The sequence below is a fragment of the Geobacillus genomosp. 3 genome (genome assembly GCF_000445995.2).
Lineage (GTDB): Bacteria > Bacillota > Bacilli > Bacillales > Anoxybacillaceae > Geobacillus.
In genome coordinates this window covers 2,674,823-2,694,295 of record NC_022080.4, presented here as the reverse complement: position 1 = coordinate 2,694,295, position 19,473 = coordinate 2,674,823, and the positions used below count along the sequence as shown (strand labels likewise).

Annotated in this window: 18 protein-coding genes; all 18 read left to right on the top strand. The window is 59.8% G+C overall.

The window, feature by feature from the left end; genetic code table 11:
* The first annotated feature begins 83 nt into the window (after positions 1–83).
* The 18 genes from tpx to M493_RS17405 all read left to right on the top strand — a co-directional run bounded on the left by tpx (position 84) and on the right by M493_RS17405 (position 19,364).
* Positions 84–584 (top strand): thiol peroxidase, encoded by a 501-nt coding sequence (gene tpx, locus M493_RS13430; protein WP_020960909.1) that lies wholly within the window; start codon positions 84–86, stop codon positions 582–584.
* Positions 585–683: 99 nt separating this feature from the next.
* Positions 684–1,673, top strand: a complete 990-nt coding sequence (locus tag M493_RS13425) for a class I SAM-dependent methyltransferase (protein WP_020960908.1) — start codon at positions 684–686, stop codon at positions 1,671–1,673.
* A 197-nt stretch (positions 1,674–1,870) separates the two neighbouring features.
* Positions 1,871–3,061 (top strand): acetate kinase, encoded by a 1,191-nt coding sequence (locus M493_RS13420; RefSeq protein ID WP_041267985.1) that lies wholly within the window; start codon positions 1,871–1,873, stop codon positions 3,059–3,061.
* A gap of 347 nt (positions 3,062–3,408) precedes the next feature.
* Complete coding sequence (locus M493_RS13410; protein ID WP_023817704.1) at positions 3,409–3,921, top strand: hypothetical protein; 513 nt, start codon at positions 3,409–3,411, stop codon at positions 3,919–3,921.
* 135 nt (positions 3,922–4,056) lie between these two features.
* Entirely contained in the window at positions 4,057–4,407 is a 351-nt protein-coding gene (locus tag M493_RS13405; protein ID WP_020960904.1) for an SCP2 sterol-binding domain-containing protein, read from the top strand.
* Between the two features lie 109 nt (positions 4,408–4,516).
* Positions 4,517–6,052: a long-chain-fatty-acid--CoA ligase gene (locus M493_RS13400; protein WP_020960903.1), complete on the top strand. Its 1,536-nt coding sequence runs from the start codon at positions 4,517–4,519 to the stop codon at positions 6,050–6,052.
* Between the two features lie 176 nt (positions 6,053–6,228).
* On the top strand, positions 6,229–7,353 hold the full coding sequence (locus M493_RS13395; RefSeq protein ID WP_020960902.1) for an acyl-CoA dehydrogenase family protein: 1,125 nt from the start codon (positions 6,229–6,231) through the stop codon (positions 7,351–7,353).
* The gene (locus M493_RS13390; protein ID WP_020960901.1) at positions 7,350–8,564 is read left to right on the top strand and encodes an acyl-CoA dehydrogenase family protein; all 1,215 of its coding nucleotides are present in this window, start codon (positions 7,350–7,352) and stop codon (positions 8,562–8,564) included. The genes M493_RS13395 and M493_RS13390 overlap by 4 nt, the downstream gene beginning before the upstream one ends.
* Positions 8,565–8,710: 146 nt before the next feature.
* Complete coding sequence (locus M493_RS13385) at positions 8,711–9,502, top strand: enoyl-CoA hydratase/isomerase family protein (RefSeq protein WP_020960900.1); 792 nt, start codon at positions 8,711–8,713, stop codon at positions 9,500–9,502.
* A gap of 14 nt (positions 9,503–9,516) precedes the next feature.
* Entirely contained in the window at positions 9,517–10,359 is an 843-nt protein-coding gene (locus M493_RS13380; protein WP_020960899.1) for an SDR family NAD(P)-dependent oxidoreductase, read from the top strand.
* Between the two features lie 69 nt (positions 10,360–10,428).
* Positions 10,429–11,571, top strand: a complete 1,143-nt coding sequence (locus M493_RS13375) for a thiolase family protein (protein WP_020960898.1) — start codon at positions 10,429–10,431, stop codon at positions 11,569–11,571.
* Positions 11,572–11,592: 21 nt separating this feature from the next.
* A complete protein-coding gene (locus M493_RS13370; RefSeq protein WP_020960897.1) occupies positions 11,593–13,338 on the top strand; it encodes an ABC1 kinase family protein in 1,746 nt (581 codons plus the stop codon).
* Positions 13,339–13,353: 15 nt separating this feature from the next.
* Positions 13,354–13,680, top strand: a complete 327-nt coding sequence (locus M493_RS13365; RefSeq protein ID WP_020960896.1) for a hypothetical protein — start codon at positions 13,354–13,356, stop codon at positions 13,678–13,680.
* Between the two features lie 118 nt (positions 13,681–13,798).
* Positions 13,799–14,905, top strand: a complete 1,107-nt coding sequence (locus M493_RS13360; RefSeq protein ID WP_020960895.1) for a Zn-dependent alcohol dehydrogenase — start codon at positions 13,799–13,801, stop codon at positions 14,903–14,905.
* Positions 14,902–15,441 (top strand): hypothetical protein, encoded by a 540-nt coding sequence (locus tag M493_RS13355; RefSeq protein ID WP_020960894.1) that lies wholly within the window; start codon positions 14,902–14,904, stop codon positions 15,439–15,441. The genes M493_RS13360 and M493_RS13355 overlap by 4 nt, the downstream gene beginning before the upstream one ends.
* A gap of 181 nt (positions 15,442–15,622) precedes the next feature.
* On the top strand, positions 15,623–17,110 hold the full coding sequence (locus M493_RS13350) for an aldehyde dehydrogenase family protein (protein WP_041267983.1): 1,488 nt from the start codon (positions 15,623–15,625) through the stop codon (positions 17,108–17,110).
* A gap of 54 nt (positions 17,111–17,164) precedes the next feature.
* Complete coding sequence (locus M493_RS13345; RefSeq protein ID WP_020960892.1) at positions 17,165–18,079, top strand: R2-like ligand-binding oxidase; 915 nt, start codon at positions 17,165–17,167, stop codon at positions 18,077–18,079.
* A 34-nt stretch (positions 18,080–18,113) separates the two neighbouring features.
* Positions 18,114–19,364: a hypothetical protein gene (locus M493_RS17405; protein WP_020960891.1), complete on the top strand. Its 1,251-nt coding sequence runs from the start codon at positions 18,114–18,116 to the stop codon at positions 19,362–19,364.
* The last annotated feature ends 109 nt before the right edge of the window (positions 19,365–19,473 follow it).

Sequence of the window (19,473 nt, the reverse complement as noted above, 5' to 3'; positions counted from 1 at the left end):
CCCCACCTCTAAGCGAAGTGTAGGGGGTGGGTAGTTCACTATGGAAATAGTACATATTTTTTCTTAAGGGGGAGAGAGAGCCCATGGCCAATGTGACGTTTAAAGGCAATCCGGTCACGCTCGTCGGCAATGAAGTGAAAGTCGGCGACAAGGCGCCGGACTTTACCGTGTTGAACCAAAATTTGCAAGAAGTGACGCTCGCCGATACGAAAGGGCATGTCCGTTTAATCAGCGTCGTGCCGTCGCTTGACACCGGCGTTTGCGACGCACAGACCCGCCGGTTTAACGAAGAAGCGGCGAAGCTTGACAATGTGAAAGTGCTGACAATCAGCGTCGATTTGCCGTTTGCCCAAAAACGGTGGTGCGGCGCCGCCGGCATCGAAAACGTCGAAGTGTTGTCCGACCATCGCGATGTGTCATTCGGACAAGCGTATGGCGTCTTGATCAAAGAATTGCGCCTGCTTGCCCGCGCGGTGTTTGTCATCGACAGCAACGACACGGTCACATACGTCGAATACGTGCCGGAAGTGACGAACCATCCGAACTACGAAGCGGCCATTGAAGCGGCAAAAGCGGCGAAATAAGGAAAAGACCCCGGCTTGTTCGGGGTCTTTTCTTGCTGCACGGGGCCGGATCGGCGTACAATGGCAGAAGAGACATGGGCCGAAAGGGGGATATACGGAATGATGACGCCCGTTGAGCGGCTGTTCACCGTATTGGATGAAACAGCTTCTATTTTGCAGGAAGAACTGCAATGCACGTACTTGGAAGCGGTCGCTGAAACAGGAGAAAATTTGTTTCATGGCGATGTGTTGCAAGACGAAGTGAGCGAGCTGAACACGAAACGGCTGAAAAAACAGTATTGCGAACTAGTGCTGAGCCGGTTTCAAAACGAGGACATCCGCAAGGCGTTTCAGCTTGCCGTTTTAAAAGGGATGCGCCAGCACGTTCAGCCGAACCATCAAATGACGCCGGATGCGGTCAGTTTGTTTTTGGCGTATTTAGTCCGGCGGTTTACGCGCCCGCATTTGGCGCTCACCGTCCTCGATCCAGCTGTCGGCACGGCGAACTTATTGACAGCGGTGCTAAACGGTCTTGCCGGCAAACAGGCGAAAAGTTATGGCGTCGATGTCGACGACCTGCTCGTCAAACTGGCGTATGTAAACGCCAACTTGCAACAACACGCGGTGCAGCTGTTTAACCAAGACAGCTTGCGTCCGCTCTTTGTCGAACCGGCCGATGTCGTCGTCTGCGATTTGCCGGTCGGCTATTATCCGGACGATGACAATGCCGCCCGCTTTGCGTTAAAAGCGAAGGAAGGGCGGTCGTATGCGCACCATTTGCTGATCGAGCAAAGCTTGCGGTATACAAAAGACGGCGGCTATTTGTTTTTCTTGATCCCGAACACGCTGTTTTCAAGCCCGCAGGCCGGCCAGCTGAATGAATTTTTAAAAGAGGCGGCCATCGTTCAAGGAGTGCTGCAGCTGCCGCTGTCGATGTTTAAGCACGAACAGGCGGCGAAAAGCATATTCATTTTGCAAAAGAAAGGATCGACAGCGAAAGCGCCGAAACACGTGCTGCTCGCCGAACTGCCGCGCTTTTCCAACAAGACGGCGATGCAGGCGATGATGGCGAAAATCGATGCGTGGATTGCCGATGAAAAAGGGAGTTGACAGCCTCCAACACGCTTGGGGGCTGTTTTTATTTTCGCAACATAAAAACATTTCCTTGCAACCGATTACCAAAAGGGCAAGCGCTTGAAAGGAAGAAAGGGAAGGCATACAATGAAAAAGGCATGGTGAAACGGCGCCCAATCGCGCACAATAACGGTAGGTGCGATTGGATTTCGGAAAAAGGAGCTGTGAACTATATGGCGAAAGTGCTAGCCATTAATGCGGGAAGTTCGTCGTTGAAATTCCAATTGTTTGACATGCCGGCGGAAACGGTGTTGACGAAAGGGGTCGTCGAACGCATCGGCTTTGATGACGCGATTTTTACGATGGTTGTGAACGGGGAGAAGCAGCAGGAAGTGACTTCCATACCCAACCATGCGGTTGCGGTGAAAATGTTGCTTGACAAACTGATTCGCTACGGCATCATCCGGTCGTTTGACGAAATTGACGGCATCGGCCACCGCGTCGTCCACGGCGGGGAGAAATTCAGCGATTCGGTGTTGATCACGGATGAAGTGATGGAACAAATCGAAGAAGTGTCCGAGCTCGCCCCGCTTCATAACCCGGCCAACCTTGTCGGCATCCGCGCGTTTCAGGAAGTGCTGCCGAACGTGCCGGCCGTCGCCGTTTTTGATACGGCGTTCCACCAAACGATGCCCGAGCAGTCGTTTTTGTACAGCTTGCCATACGAGTATTACACGAAATTCGGCATTCGCAAATACGGCTTTCACGGCACGTCGCACAAATACGTCACCTTGCGCGCTGCCGAGCTGCTTGGACGGCCGATCGAGCAGCTGCGCCTCATCTCGTGCCATTTAGGAAACGGCGCGAGCATCGCGGCGGTTGAAGGCGGCAAATCGATCGACACGTCGATGGGCTTTACGCCATTAGCCGGCGTGGCGATGGGGACGCGCTCTGGCAACATCGATCCGGCGCTCATTCCGTACATTATGGAAAAAACGGGAATGACGGCGGACGAAGTCATTAACGTCTTGAATAAGAAAAGCGGCATGCTCGGCCTGTCCGGTATTTCCAGTGATTTGCGCGACTTGGAAAAAGCGGCGGCGGAAGGAAACGAACGGGCCGAGCTGGCGCTTGAAGTGTTTGCGAACCGCATTCATAAATACATCGGTTCGTATGCGGCGCGCATGTGCGGCGTCGACGCCATCATCTTCACCGCCGGCATCGGCGAAAACAGCGACGTCGTGCGCGCCAAAGTGCTGCGCGGCCTTGAATTCATGGGCGTTTACTGGGACCCGGCGTTAAACAAAGTGCGCGGCAAAGAAGCGTTCATCAGCTACCCGCACTCGCCGGTCAAAGTGCTCGTCATCCCGACGAACGAAGAGGTCATGATCGCCCGCGACGTCATGCGGCTGGCGCATTTGTAAACCATTCGCCAAGCAAAATGGATGTTGTCCCAAAACGGCAGCCCGAACGGAAAAGGGCGGCCGTTTTTTTTCTGCTTTTCGGCGCCGGCCCCGGCCGGCCTTGCTTTTGGCTGTTTGTGAAGAAGCGCGCCGCCTCATGCCGGTTTTTTTCACGGCGTCCGGTGCTTTGTTTCGTGATGACGCGCGTCCCATGCCACGTTTTTCGCGGCGTCCGGTGCGTTTCTTCCGCAATTGTGCGCCGCTCTTTGCGCCGGCCATGCCCCCTTCCCCCGGTAATTGTCGGAATTGCCGCCGGCGCTGTTTCGCGCCAAAATGGGAGTAGCGAACCGGCAAAGGGGGGATGATCTGTGGGGCTGTTTCGCGATGACAGGCACGTATACCGGGTGATCGGCGAATTCATGCAAATCCCGGCGCGGCCGCGGACGGCGGAGGAGCTGCGGGCATGGTGGGGGCATCATCCGGCGTATCGCGAATACGGCGGGGAAGTGGAGCAAATCAACCGCATCGGCGAGCAAATCCGGCGGTCGCGCGCTGCGTTCGCCTTTTGTTTGACCGATCCGGAGGCGGTCATCGGCATCGATGCGAGGCGGCTGAACGAAGGCGAAAACTACGCCGTGTTTTTCGGGAGGTCGCCCACTGCCCCGGATGTCGCCATCCGGACGACCGGGGATGTCGCCCATCAGTTTTGGGGCGGCAACGTCAACGTTCCGCTGGCGCTCATGACCGGGAAAATGAAGGCGAAAGGGTCAAGGGCGAAAGCGCTGCAGCTCCTGCCGCGCATCGTGCCGGCGTTTCCGCTGTATCGCCGCTATTTGGAGCTGATCGACGAGCGCGCGCTGCTTGCGGCTTTGCGAGCGTAAAAACATCGGGGAGCGGCACGCCGGCGGGAAGAAAGTTCCGACGATTTTCGGGATAGGACAGGAACGGAAAACGCGTTATAGTAAAAGCACAAACAAAAATTTCAGATAGTTCAAAATTTTAAGGAGGCTGTGAAGATGACGACGGTAAGAGACATTTTCCAACTGATCGATTCACAATTGAGGGAGGATCCATCCCGCGCCGACGGAATCGTCGCGGTGTACCAATTCAACTTAAGCGGGGCCGATGCCGGAGTGTACCAAGTCGTTCTTCGCCCCGACGCCGGCTTTGTCATTGAAGGGGAGCAAGAAACGCCGGACTGCACGCTCAGCATGGACGGCGACGATTTTAAACAAATGGTCGACGGCGAGCTCAACGGAACGGAAGCGTTTATGAGCGGGCGTCTTCGCATCGACGGGGACATGGGATTGGCGCTCCGCCTTCAGGAAGTGTTGTCCGCCTACAACAGCGCCAAGCAAAACCAATAAGCGCGCTGACCGAACGGCGGCGCCGTCCGCCGGAAGGAAAGAAACGAAAGGCGGCGGGCCCGGCCTGCCTCGCCGGTCGGCCGCCTTTTCGGGTAAAGGAGACGGGGGAATGGACTTACGAACGGTATGGGCGAAAAATATCGAGCAGTTCGGTTCGTATCCGGCGCTCATTTTTGAAGGAAACGAATATACGAACGTGGAGTGCGACGCCCGTTCGTCCCAGCTGGCTCACGTGTTGATCGGGCTCGGAGTCAAGCCCGGCGACCGCGTCGTCGTCACGATGCCGAACAGCCCGGAAGTGATCATCGCTTTCAGCGCCGTCGCCAAAGCCGGGGCGGTTGTCGTGCCGGTGCTGCCGCTGTTGCAGGCGCAGGAGCTTCGTTACATTTTCCAAGATTGCGAACCGAACATCGTGCTGACCGCCGAGATGTTATGGGCGAAAGTGAACGAAGCGGCCCAAGGGCTGCCGTCGCCGCCGGCCATTTTTACGCTCGACAGCTCCGGCTCGCCGCGTTCGTTGCGAACGGCGATGGAGCAGGCTCCGTCCCATCTGCCGCCATTGGCGGTCGCCGATGGCGATGCGGCGGCCTTGCTTTATACGTCAGGAACGACCGGCCGGCCGAAAGGGGTCGTATTGACGCACCGCAACTTGTACACAAACGCCGAGGCGGCGGCCGAGATGGCGAAGCGGCTGCCCGTTGAATACGAACGCACGGGGCTCGGCGTGCTGCCGATCTCCCATGCATTCGGTTTCACGATGATGAATGTGGCGCTCCTTTTGGGCGACAAAATCGTCCTGCTGCCGTATTTCGAGCCAAAAAAAGTGCTCGAGGCGATCGAACGGCATCGGGTGACGCATACGGCGATGGTGCCGGCGATGTTTCACACTTTATGCCATTACGCGGACGCCGACCGATACGACACTTCAAGCCTCGCCGCCTGCGTGTCCGGTTCGGCTTCGCTGCCGCCGTCGCTCGCCTGGCAGTTCCAGCGCAAGTTCAACTGCCTCATTTTAGAAGGATACGGATTGTCGGAAGCCGCCCCGATCGTGACGGCGACCGATCCGACGAAGCCGATCAAGCCCGGGTCGGTCGGACTTCCGCTGCCTGGCGTGCAAGTGGCGGTCATCGACGAAAACGGCAACCGCCTGCCGCCGAATGAAGTCGGAGAGCTGATCGTCTCCGGGCCGAACGTGTTTCAAGGCTACTACAAAAAGGACGAAGAGACCCGCCAGGCGCTGCGCGACGGGTGGCTGTATACAGGCGACATGGCGCGCATCGATGAAGACGGGTATGTGTTTATCGTCGACCGGAAAAAAGACGTGATCATTCGCGGCGGATTCAACATTTATCCGCGCGATTTGGAAGAGCTGCTTCTCTCCCATCCCGCGGTCGTCGACGCCGGGGTGGTCGGCGTCCCATCGCCGAAAATGGGCGAGGAAGTCGCCGCTTATGTCGTCGTCCGGCGGGGAGCGGATGTGACGGAAGAGGAGCTCATCCGCTTTTGCCAGGAAAAGGTGGCGAAATACAAAAGCCCACGATTTGTCAAAATCGTCGGCTACTTGCCGAAAAACTTGCTTGGGAAGACGGACAAGAAAAAGCTGCGCGAATGGGCGGGCGAGTTTGTGGCGTCCGCCGAACGGTGACAGGCGCGCCGGGAAGGCTGGTGCGGAAGCAAAAACGGCTTTCTGGACAGAGGCAGGGAACGGTTGAACAGCGGCTTCCTTGCAGCGCAAAAACGGCCGGGGCAGATCAGGCGGCTGTTTTCACCGCGCCGTAGGCGGTACGTCAAGGCGCCGCCATAGGAAAAGGGGGGAAAACGATGATTTCATTTCGTCCGACGGAGGAGGAACAGGCGTTTTGCGAAGTGGCGAAAACGATCGCCTGCGACGAGCTGCGCCCACTTGCCCGCGAATGCGAACAGCGCCGCTCTGTAAGCGCATCCATAGCGAAGCGCCTTCACGAGCTGGGATTTTTGGCGCTTGAACTGCCGGAACAGTGGGGCGGACTCGAACTTCCGCTCATTTCGCAGGCGCAAATTTGGCAGGCGCTCAGCTTCGGGGATTTGGGCATCGTCCAAGGGCTTCCCGGGCCCGGGGAAGCGGCTTCGTTCATGCGCCTGACGCCGGGCCATCCGGTTTGGCGGCGGTATCGCGAAGCCGGGCAGGGGAGGATATGGCCGACGGCGGCGTTCGTTGACGGCGAGGAAACGATCGAGGTCCGCCGCCAAGGCGACGGGTATGTGCTGAATGGAACGTCGGCGCCGGTCCGATTGGCCGCGTCGGCCGAATGGGCGGTCATTGCCGCCAAAGACAGCGAAGGAGAACCGGTCATCGTCGTCCTTGATGATCAAGGATGGGAAACAGTGGAAGGTGATTTCCGGCTTGGATTGCTTGCGGCAAGGCTCGGCCGGCTCCGGTTTTCCGACCGGGTTGTCCGCGCTGATGGCGTGCTCGCCCGCGGCAGCGAGGCGGCGGCGTTATGGGCGCACGCCCGCGCCCGGCAGTGCGTGCTTGAGGCGGCCAAGGAAGTCGGCTTGATGGCGGCGGCGCTTGAGTATGCGATTCAATATACGGCCGGGAGAAAAGCGTTCGGCCGGGAAATCGCCAAGTTTCAAGGCGTGTCGTTTACGATCGCCGAAATGGCGTTTGCATGCCGCGGGGCGAGAAACATCGTCTGGGCGGCGGCCTGCCGCGTCGACGAGCAAGGCGGGGCGGCGGAAGGCCATGCATGGCGGGCGCTCGCCCGCGCCCACCGGTCGGTGCGCTTCGTCACCGATCAAGCGGTGCAACTGCTCGGCGGGCACGGATATGTGCAAGAGTACCCGGCTGAAAAATGGATGCGCGACGCTCAAGCGCAAGTGATGCTGTATGCGCGGGAAACGGATTGGCTCATCCGCCGCGGCGAACAGCTGCTGCGAGAACGGAAAGAGAGGGTGGCACGATGATTTCATTTGCCTTGTCGCCGCAGCAAAAGCAAATCAAAGAGCTCGTCCACTGGTTCGCCAAACATGAAGTGCGGCCGATCGCGCTCGAAGCCGACCGGCTCGGGCGGGTGCCGGACGAATGGCTCAAGAAAGTGAACAAAATGGGCATTCAGCTCAATGCGTCCTCATTCGGCGGCGGCCGCGCTATGGCCGAGCCGGAGAAGAAACAGGAAAAAAGGGAGCGTGAAGGGAACCGTGTGGCCGTCATCGCTGCCGAAGAGCTCGCGTGGGGATGCCCGGCCGTCGCCCTGTCCCTTCCCGGCCCCGGTTTGGGCGGGCCGCCGGTTCAATCGAGCGGCACCCCGGAGCAAAAGCAGCGGTTTTTGTCGATTTTCACGAAAGAGGAGCCGCGCTGGGGAGCCTATGCGTTGACCGAGCCGGAAGCCGGGTCGGACGCGTCCGGCATCCGCACGGCGGCAAGAAAAGTCGACGGCGGCTATATTTTAAACGGCCAAAAAATTTTCATCACAAACGGCGCCCGCGCTTCGTGGGTTGTCGTGTTCGCCACGGTCGACCCGACGCTCGGGCGCGCCGGGCACCGGGCGTTTGTCGTCGAAAAAGGGACGCCGGGCTTTACGGCTACCCGCACGGTCCACAAGATGGGGTTGCGTGCCAACGAAACGGCGGAACTCTTGTTTGAAGACTGTTTCGTCCCCGATGACAACCTGCTGGGCGGCGAAGCGTTGTACAGCGCGAGCGCCAACCGACCGTCCGGCTTCCAGGTGGCGATGAAAACGTTTGACAGCACGCGGCCGATCGTCGCCGCCATGGCGGTCGGGATTGCCCGCGCCGCCTATGAGTATACGCTTGACATCGTCCGGAGCGACTATCCGAAACAAGGGCGGCTGTATTACGAAGCGGCCGAGCGGCTCGCCGAAGCCGAACAGGAGATCGAGGCGGCGCGCCTGCTTACGTGGGAAGCGGCGTGGAAGGCGGACATCGGCGAACCGAACGCCATGGAAGCAGCCATCTGCAAGGCCGTCGCCGGGAAAATGGCGCTTAATGTGTGCGCCATGTGCCTGGAACTGCTCGGTCCCGTCGGCCTTGACGGGCATTTGGTGGAGAAGTTGTACCGCGACGTGAAAGTGTTTGATATTTTCGAAGGCACGCAGCAAATCCAGCGCCTCGTCACCGCAAGGCGGCTGTATGCGCCATACGGCGTGCACGTCTAGAGGACCGTCCGCCCCAAACGCCCTTTTCGCAAGTGGGGCGCCAGCTCTTCTCACACCATAGAAGGCGCCAACTGCGCAAACACCGTGGTTGTTCACCAACTTTCCGGACGGACGGTGAACCGGAACGAATGAAAGGGGGAATTCCGATGGCTTACGAAACGCTTCGCCTGGAGCGGCGGGCGAAAGGAGTGGCATGGATCGTCATCGACCATCCGCCGGCGAACGCCATTAGCGAACGGCTGATGCACGAGCTGGAACAAGCGGCCGATGAGCTCGAAGCCGACCGCGGCGTGCGCGTCGTCGTCATCGCGTCGGCGCACCCGAAAACGTTTCTCGCCGGCGCCGACCTGAAAGACATGATCCAGCGCGGGAGCCAGTTTGCCGGCAATGAAGCCGGCATCGCCGAGCAAAGCGCCCGCATGCAGCGCTGCTTTGACCGGTTCGCGACGATGCCGAAGCCGGTCATTGCGGCCATCAACGGCTATGCGCTCGGCGGCGGCTGCGAGCTCGCCTTGGCGTGCGATTTCCGCATCATGGGCGGCGGCAAAATCGGCCTGACGGAAGTGTCGCTCGGCCTCATCCCGGGGGCGGGCGGCACGCAGCGGCTGACGCGACTTGTTGGGCGGGCGAAGGCGACGGAGCTCATTTTTCTCGCCAGACGGCTCGACCCGCAAGAGGCGCTCGAACTTGGCCTCGTTCATCGCATCGCGCCCCCGGAGCGGCTCGAAGAAGAAGCGGCGGCGTTTGCCGAGCAGCTGTCAGAAGGCGCGGTGCGGGCGATGGGGCTCGCCAAGCGGGCCATCCACGCCGCCGACGCGCTTTCGGAGGACGGATTTGGCATCGAAGCGGCGTCATTTGCGGCCACGTTTAAAACCGGGGAGCCGGCGATCGGGCTGGCGGCGTTTTTCCAAAAGAAACAACCGCAATTTTTGCGATAAACGGAGGGATCGGGATGTCATCATGGGCGGAGTTGTTGAAAGGGAAAGTGGCGGTCGTCACCGGCGCTTCACGGGGGCTTGGGCGCGCCGACGCTCTAGCGCTCGCCGAGGCGGGGGCAGATGTCGTCATCACCGATATTTTGCTTGAATCGGATGAAGAAAGCAAACAGACGGCGCAAAAGTATGGGCCGCTCTCGCAAGTCATGCAAAGCACAAAAGTCATCTATGCCGAAAAAACGGCGGACGAAATCCGCGCCATGGGGCGGCGGGCGATGGCCATCAAAATGGACGTCACCGACCGCGAGCAGGTGAAGGACGTGTTCGCCCGCGTCAAAGAAGAGTTCGGCTCGATCGACATTTTGGTCAACAACGCCGGCACGCTCGACCATGTGTCGCAAATCGAAAAGCAAAACGATGAGTTTTGGGAGCGCGACTTGCGGGTGAACGTAACCGGCACGTACAACTGTACGAAAGCGGTGTGGCCGTACATGAAAGAGCAAGGGTGGGGGCGGATCATCAACATGTCGTCCGTCGCCGGCACGCTCGGCGGCTTTGGCCAGGCGAGCTATTCGGCGACGAAAGGAGCGGTGTTGAGCTTTACGAAAAGCATGGCGCTCGAAGGGGCGCGCTACGGCATTACGGTGAACGCCATCGTGCCGGGCATCATCAACACGGAAGCGTTTCGCATGGGCAACCCGAAAATGAACGAGCGCATGATCCAGCGCACCGCGTTCCGCCGTCCGGGCGAGCCGGAAGATGTGGCCAACGCCATTGTGTTTCTTTGCTCGGATAAGGCGAAGTACATTACGGGGATCGGATTGAACGTGTCCGGCGGCATCGAACTGTTTACGTTTTGAAGAATCCGGAGAAGAAGGCTGCCGCGGCTTTGGCCGCGCAAGGAATCCATACGGAACAGGGGGAGCGGCATGAGGGAAGTGGTGATCGTCGACGCCGTGCGCACGGCGATCGGCAAGAAAAAAGGGGCGCTCTCAAGCGTCCACCCGGTCGATTTGCTCGCTCCGGTGCTGCGGGCGCTTGTTGACCGGAACGGGCTGGACGCCAGCCTAGTCGACGATGTTGTTGTCGGCTGCGTGACGATGACCGGGGAGCAAGGCGGCAATATCGGCCGCCAGGCGGTGCTCGCCGCCGGGTTCCCGGTCAGCGTGCCGGCGTTTTCCTTAAACCGGATGTGCGGCTCGAGCCAGCAGGCGATCCATAACGCCGCGCAAGCCATTTTGGCCGGCGACATCGACATTGCCATCGCCGCCGGGGTTGAAAGCATGACGCGCGTGCCGATGGGAAGCGACATGGGGCGGTTCAGCCGCCGGCTGACGAGCCGGCACAACATCGTGCCGCAAGGGATTTCCGCGGAGATGATCGCGAAAAAATGGGGATTGTCGCGGGAAGAGCTGGATGAATTTTCGCTCGCCAGCCATGAAAAAGCGGCGGCCGCCGCCGATCGCGGCATGTTTGAGCGGGAAATCCTTCCGCTTGATGTCCCGGGCGAGGAGGGGCCGGTTGCATTCGCCCACGATGAAGGCATTCGCCGTGACACGTCGAAGGAAAAGCTGGCGGCGCTCATGCCATCGTTCCAGCCGAAAGGCGGCGTCATCACAGCGGGCAACTCGAGCCAAGTGAGCGACGGGGCGGCCGGCGTGCTGCTTATGTCGGCGGAGAAAGCCCGGCAGCTTGACCTGCGTCCTAGAGCGCGCATCATCGCCCGCACCGTGGTCGGTGAAGATCCGGTCATAATGCTCACCGGCATTATTCCCGCCACGAGGAGCGTCCTGCAAAAAGCGGGGCTGCGCCTTGATGAGATCAGTGTGATCGAAGTGAACGAAGCGTTCGCTTCCGTCGTCAAGGCGTGGGAGCGGGAACTCGAGCCGGATATGGCGAAAGTGAACCCGCGCGGCGGCGCGATCGCCCTCGGCCACCCGCTTGGCGCGAGCGGGGCCCGGTTGATGACGACGCTTCTTCATGAGCTCGAGGACATGGGCGGAACATACGGGCTGCAAGTGATGTGCATCGGCTTTGGCATGGCGACCGCCACCATTATTGAACGGCTGTAAAGCGGAGAGGAGGGAAGCCGTTTGCGCGCGTCGATCGAAACGGCCAAACCAAAACCGGCCCGCGACTGGGCGGCGATGGGCGCGGCCATCGAAGAGGAACTGGCCGCCATTACGGCGGGAAAACGGCGGCGGAAAATCATGGCCGTGCTCGTCAAAAACGGGCTCGGCATGGTGCTGGGCGACGCCATTGCCCACAGGATGCGGGGAAAGGGAGGGGACAATGACTATTGGCGCCACATCGGCCGCCGGCTGCGCCTGGCGTTTGAGGAGCTTGGCCCGACGTTCATCAAGCTCGGGCAGGTGCTCGTCACAAGGCAAGATTTATTGCCGGAGCCGGTGACGGTCGAACTTGAGAAGCTGCTCGACCGGGTGCCGCCGATCGAGTTTGCCAAAATTCAATACATTCTCGAACGCGAGCTGCCTGACGGTCTTGAGACGTTTGAGTGGATCGACGAAACGCCGCTCGGTTCAGCGTCGCTCGCGCAAGTATACAAGGCGAAGCTGAAAGACGGGCCCGTTGTGGCTGTGAAAGTCGTGCGCCCGACGGTCGAAAAGCTGTTTCAAACCGATATCGCCATCATCAAAAAAATGGCCGCCCGCCTGCAGAAGCGGCTGCCGCCTGAACTGCAGGCCGCCCTTGATCTCGGGGGGCTTGTGCAAGATTACTACAGCAGCGCGATGGATGAACTGGACATGACGGAAGAAGCGCGAAAAATGAAAGAAATGAAGCAAAAGTATGAGAGGAGGGCCGAACATGTCACGGTTCCGCACGTGTACGACGCAACGAAAAGCGTTTTGATCATGGAGTACGTTGACGGCTGGCTTATGAAAGATTTCCCCGTTGATTTTCTCACCTTCGAAGAGCGGGTCAGCATCATGATCGACCTCGTCCACCATTACGTGCAGACGATGCTCGACGGCCATTACCACGCCGATGCCCATGGCTCCAACATTATGATCGACAAACGGACGAAAAAGGCGGTCATCATCGACTGGGGAATGACGGGCAGGATGGACAGCGTGATGGCGCAAATTTTAATGCGCGTCATTTTGCACATCCAGCTCAATCAGGCGGAAGACGCCGCCGAAGTGTTTATGGAGCTCATGTCGCCGACCGTCTACACCGACGTCGTCAAGCTGAAAGATGAACTGCGGACGTTGACGCTGAATTACGTCAACGCCCACCAGGGAAGCAGCCGCTACAACTACGGCCGCCTCGTGCTCGAAGCGACGGCGATCGGGCTTCGCAACTACTGCAAAGTGCCAAGCGGCCTGGCGCTATGGGCGAAAGGGTTTTCCGCCACCGAAGGGACGGCGCGCTGGATTTGCCCGGAGATTTCGTACGGCGAAGTCGTCGAAGCGTATGAAATTCCGATTTTGAAAAGCATTCTTGGAAAGCGCTTTAATTTCCGCGCCAACGCGAGTCTTGTCGCGGAAGCCGCGGAGATGATCGCCACCTTCCCGCGCCGGTTCAACAAAGTGCTCGAGACGATGGCCGAAAACAAATGGCGCATGACCGTGCAAGTGCAAACCGATCCGGTGACGCGCAACACGCTCAACCAAATCGCCAACCGGCTGGCGCTTTCCTTGATCGCGTTTGCCATCATGATGGCGACCGGATTCATCATTGCCAGCATCCCGGGCGGAACGTTTCTCGGCATGGACAAAACGACCGTCGCCAACATCGGCCTGGCTGCGTCCATCGTGTTGATCGCGTTTCTTGGCTGGCGGCTGTTCCGCACGCGCAAGCAAAGGCCGCGGTTTTAACGGGGGGTGAGAACTGTGTGCGATGAACAAGAACAGCTGACGATGTCCAAACGAATCGAAGCGTTTTACCGGCAAAGCGGCGGACCGGGAAGCCCGATAATCCGCCGCCTGCTTGACCGGCATTTGCTGTATGGCAAAGACCACGGCCTTCCCGGAAAGCGGGAGGAGTTCGAAGATGCGTTTCGCGAAGTGTTTTTGCAAGACCATTCGACCCGCTCGCTCGTTCTCGGCCTCTTCAAGCTGAAATCAACGCTCAAGCACGAATGGGACGCCTATTTGGAGGCGCTAAAGGGCCGCTCGGCTTCCGCCGGGGAAGCGGACCTCGCGCGCAAACGGGGGTAAGCGGGCGGGCGCGCAGCGTGAAAGACTCCACCCGGGCTTGTCCCCTTGGGCATTGGCGGGTGTCGTCAGAGCGGGCTTCGCCTTTGAACAACGGGAGGGAACAAGGAGGGAACGGTATATGGCGAAAGCTGCCATTTTGCACCGCTACGGGGAGCCGCTGGCGGTTGAAGACGTGGAAGTGGCGGGCCCTAAGCGCGGAGAAGTGAAGGTGAAACTGAAAGCGGCGGGCCTTTGCCATAGCGACTGGCATGTCATTCAAGGGCAACTGCCTCTTCCGCTGCCGATCGTGCTTGGGCACGAAGGAGCGGGCATTGTGGAAGAAGTCGGGGAAGGAGTCACGAGCGTGCAAGTCGGCGACCATGTCGTCTTGAACTGGGTGCCGTCATGCGGCCGCTGCCGCTGGTGCCGCACCGGGCGGCCCGATCTTTGCGAAGAGGCGGCGCGGCTGACGGCGACCGGCACGCTTCCTGACGGGACGACGCGTTTTTGGTGGAAAGGAAAGACGGTGTACCAATTTTTAACCGCCGGTGCGTTCAGCGAATATACCGTCGTGCCGGAACAGGCGGCCATCCCGATCCGCCGCGACGTGCCGTTTGAGGTGGCCGCCTTGGTCGGCTGCAGCGTCATCACCGGCGTGGGCGCTGCCATCCACACCGCGCAAGTGCGCCCCGGCAGCACGGTGGCGGTCGTTGGCGCCGGCGGCGTCGGGTTCAACATTATTCAAGGCGCCGCCTTGGCCGGGGCGAAACAAGTGATTGCCGTTGATGTCGTCGACGAGAAACTGGCGGCGACGAAAACGTTCGGGGCGACGCACACCGTCAACGCCCGCGAGGAGGACGCCGTCAGCGCCGTGCTCGACTTGACCGACGGCCTCGGCGTCGACTACGCGTTTGAAGCGATCGGCCGTCCGGAAACGATGGCCGATGCGTACAACATGGCGAGAAAAGGGGGAATGACGGTCATCGTCGGCATCGCCGCCCCGCATGAGACGGTGGGGATCAACGCGTTTTCCTTGCCGTCGCAGGCGAAAACGCTGACCGGCTCCTGGCTCGGCCAAGGCAACCCGCCGGTGGACTACCCGAAGCTGCTCGACTTGTATGCGGCCGGCAAGCTGAAGCTTGAGCCGCTCATCAGCGCGGTCTATTCCCTCGAGCAAATCAACGACGGGTTTGCCGCCCTAAAAAGCGGGCAAAACATTCGCGGCATCATCCGTTTTGCGGAATGAACGATTCGGTTGGCGCGGATGGCGCCATCGCCGTGGACGAAGCGCCCGGCAGCCGCCGTCCGCCGGCTGAATGGAAGAACGAACGGAAAAAAAGGAGGATCGATATGCCCGTCTTTCAAAGCGAACAAGAATTGTACGATGTGCTCGGCCGCTTTTTTGAGCGGGTGGCCGAAACGGAAGAGTCGAAAGAACTGATCGCCTCGACGGAGCTCGGGCCCGGTTATGACGCGTTTGTCCAATACGTTTTCCATAAGCCGGAAGCGAAAATAACATGGACCGCCGAAAACGGGGCGTTGAAAATCGTCTGCGGCGAAACAGGCTTGCGTCCGGAGCTCGTGTTTGAGCAGACGGCCGATGTCGGGCATAAGTTTTGGCTCGGGAAGCTCGACTTGCAGCAGGCGCTCGCCCGCCAGCAAATCAAAGTGCAAGGGCCGCTTGTCAACGCCTTGAAAGTATTGCCGCAGCTGGACGCCATTTACCCGGCGTACCGCGAATATTTGCAAGAAATCGGGCGGGACGATTTGCTGCAGCGGTGAACAAACGGGAAACGGAAATGAGAACATCGGCCGCCGCATTGCCCGGCCGCTATGGCCGCCGAGCGGACGAAACGGTGCGCTGCATGGCGTCTTCGGGCATGGCGCCGGGTTCATCGGACGAAGGACACGCGGGTTCCTCCTTGCCAGCAGGAAGGAGGGGCATTGGAAAGGAGAGACAATGGTGATTTCTGCCAAAACAACCGAAGCGTATTTATGGATCGGCGGCGAGTGGCAGCCGGCGGCGGACGGGGCGATGTTTGACGTCATCGATCCGGCGGCAGGGCGGGTAACGGCCCGCGTCGCCAACGCCGGGGAAGCGGATGTCGACAAAGCGGTCGCCATCGCTCAAGAGGCGTTTGACGATCAGCGCTGGCTGTCGATGCCGCCGCTTGAGCGCGGGCGCATCTTGCGGCGCATCGCCGAGCTGATCCGCCAGCACCACCATGAACTCGCACAGCTCATGACGCGGGAAAACGGCATGCCGGTCAATCAGGCGCTGTTTATTGAAATTCCGCTCGCCGCCGACTGCTTCGACTTTTTCGCCTCGCTCGTTGTCAAGCCGCACGGGGAGGTGCTGCCGTTTTCCGTCGCCGGCGCGGCCTCTGATTACATGACGTGGACGGTCAAAGAGCCGATCGGGGTGGCGGGGCTCATCACCCCGTGGAATTTCCCGCTTTTGATGCCGACATGGAAAATCGCCCCGGCGCTCGCCGCCGGCTGCACGATGGTGTTGAAACCGGCGCCGGAAACGCCGCTGACCGCGCTCAAACTCGCCGAACTTTGCCATGAGGCCGGCGTGCCGGAAGGGGTTGTCAACGTCCTGCCCGGGCTCGATGAAGCCGGCAAAGCGCTCGTCCGCCATCCGGGCGTGCCGAAAATCGCCTTCACCGGCGAGACGGCGACCGGCCGCCATATTTTGCAGGCTGCCGCGCCCGGCATTAAGCGGGTGACGCTTGAACTCGGCGGGAAGTCGCCGAACATCATCTTCGCCGACGCCGATCTTGAACAGGCGGCGAAAAGCGCCCTGTTTGGCGTATTTTACAACTCCGGGCAAGTGTGCCAGGCCGGAAGCCGCATTTTGGTTGAACGTGCGGTGTACGAACCGTTTGTCGAGCGGCTGGCCGAGCGGGCGAAAAAGCTGAAAGTCGGTCCCGGTGTGGATGCGCGCAACGACTTGGGCCCTGTCATCAGCCGGGAGCAATATGAAAAAGTATTGCGCTACATCGACATCGGCAAGCGGGAAGGAGCGAGGCTCGCCGCCGGCGGGAGCGCTTTGGATGAGCGGGGCGGCTATTTCATCGAACCGACCGTTTTTGCTGACGTCACGCCGTCGATGCGCATCGCCTGTGAAGAAATTTTCGGACCGGTGGCGGCGGTCATTCCGTTTGAGGGGGAGGAGGAAGCGGTCCGCATCGCCAACGGGACGATGTACGGCTTGGCCGCCGCGGTGTGGACGAACGACATCAAGCGGGCGCTCCGCCTCTCGCGGCGGGTGAAAAGCGGAACCGTTTGGATCAACACGTACCAAGTGCTGTCGCCGACCGCGCCGTTTGGCGGCTGCAAGCAAAGCGGACTCGGCCGCGAGCTCGGGATGCAGGCGCTTGACGCGTATCTCGAGACGAAAACGGTCATTTGCGACCTCAATGAACGGCCGATGACGTTGTTTTAAAAGGACGAACAGCGGCGCATCACGATCGATTTTTCATAAGAGGAGGGGGTCATGATGGTCCATCATGACGGCTTTCAAACAGTGAAAGGAACGATCGATTGGGAGCATCCAATGTACAAACTGTATGAAAAAGCGAAGCGAAACGGGAAGTGGAATCCGGCGGACATCGATTTCAGCCAAGACCAGAAGGATTTTGCCAGTTTGACGAGCGAAGAAAAAATTTCCGCGCTGCCGCTTATCGCCGGCTTCTCGGCCGGGGAAGAGGCGGTGACGCTCGACATTTTGCCGATGGCCCACGCCCTCGCGCGCCAAGGGCGGCTTGAAGATGTGTTGTTTTTGACGACATTTATGCACGATGAAGCGAAGCATGTCGAGATGTTTTCCCGCTGGCAGCAGGCGGTCGGCATCGGGCAAATGGATTTATCCGTCTTCCATAACGACGATTACAAGCGCATCTTTTACGAGGCGCTGCCGGACGCGATGAACCGGCTGTACACCGACGACTCGCCGGAAGCGGTCATCCGCGCCGCCACCGTCTACAACATGATCGTCGAAGGGACGCTGGCCGAGTCAGGCTATTACACGTTCCGGCAAATTTACAAAAAAGCCGGGCTGTTCCCGGGCCTTCTGCAAGGGATCGATTACTTGAACATGGACGAAGGCCGCCATATTCAGTTCGGCCTGTACACGATCCAGCGGCTTGTCAACGAAGACGAGCGGTATTACGAGTTGTTCATCAAGTATATGGAGGAATTATGGCCGCATGTCACCGGCTATGTCGCCTATTTGACCGAGCTCGGCAAGCGCCAGCAGCAGCTCGCCCGCACGTATGCGTTGGAAATCGACTATGACCTGCTCAACCGCTATGTCGTCAAGCAGTTCAACATCCGCAAACAGCAAATCAGCCGGGCGAAGCGGGTTGACAGCGTCGAGGAGCTCGAAAAAACGCTGAGCGAGGCGGAACGGTGAAAACCGGCGCAGGGCGGCTGACAGGAGGATGAAGATGGCAAAACGATTGCAGCGAATCGCGGTCCTTTCCGTGCTGGCTGTTTTGGCGGCGGCGGCCGGCTGGCTGTTGGGCGCCGGCCGGGCGGCGGCGGAAGGGCAGGAGCCTTCGGGCTTTGTCATTCATGCCGATAAAGTAGTGGGAACGCTTGATTTGGGCGGAATCGTGCTAAAAATGCCGGTCCTGTTCACGGGAGACATGCCGATCGCCTTTATACAAGCGAAAATATACGGGATGACGTTGACAAAACAGCAAACGATGGCCGGGCATACGGTGTCGTTTACGTTTCACACCGATCAAGCGGCGCAGACGAAATGGATGAAAATGAGAGTGAAAAAACTGAAAATCGGCGGGCTGTGCACGGACGGCGTGCCGCTTGTCGAGCAATGTTTGAAAGATGTAACGGTCGTGGCGACGGAACTGACAGCCGACGAATTGGCGATCCCGCAGCTGTCAGCTTCCGCTGCCTTCGGCGCTGCTCCGGCGGACAGCGGCGGCTCGCCTGAGACGGCCAGCGGGCAGCAGCCGGAAGCGCCATCGGGAGCAGATGAACAGCCTGTGAAGGAGCCGGACGAGCCGGCGCCGCAGGGAGAGGAACCGCCCGCTTCGGCGCCTGATGACCAATCGGGATCCGCACCGCCCGCTTCCGCGCCTGACGGTCAGTCGGGGTCCGGGCCGGGCAGCCAGCCAGGGGCGGCACCGCCCCTTCCAACATCGGACGGTGAATCAGCAGGCGGCGGCAACGGCAGCGGGTCTTCTCCGGAAGAAGGGGACTCTCCGGCAGCTGAGCCAGAACCGCCGCCGTCATCCTCCCCTGGAACGAATCCCGTTGGCGGGCTGATTGAGAGCATAACCGAGAAACAGGAAGAAACGAGCCGGCTCATCGAGGAGATCAAAGAAGCTGTGCAGGACGGCTTGAACGGGGAGGCGGCAGAAGAGGTGGAGAAAGCCGTCAACGATGGACAGGAGCTGCTGGATGAGCAGCTGAAACAAATCAACGCCGCCCTCGAGCAAACAAAAGCGCAGCTCGAAAACGCGCAGCGGGAGCTGGCCGATAAGAAGGAGGCGGCTGAGGAACGGATGGGTCCGCTGCCGTTTTTGGACGCCAATGAAGCGAAAAAGGCGATCGAACAGACGGCTGAGAGCATCCGGCAGCACGAAGCGCAGCTTGAACAGCTGCAAAAACTCAAGCAGCAGCTCGAGAAACAAGCAAAAGAGCTGAGCGGCTGGCTGGGGGCGCTGCCATAGGCCGGAGGGCGCCGCCGGCGGAAAGAGAAAAAGGGGCGTGCCGCCCCTTTTTTCTCGGTGCCCTGTGAACTACCCACCACCTACACTTCGCTTAGAGGTGGGGGCTTCA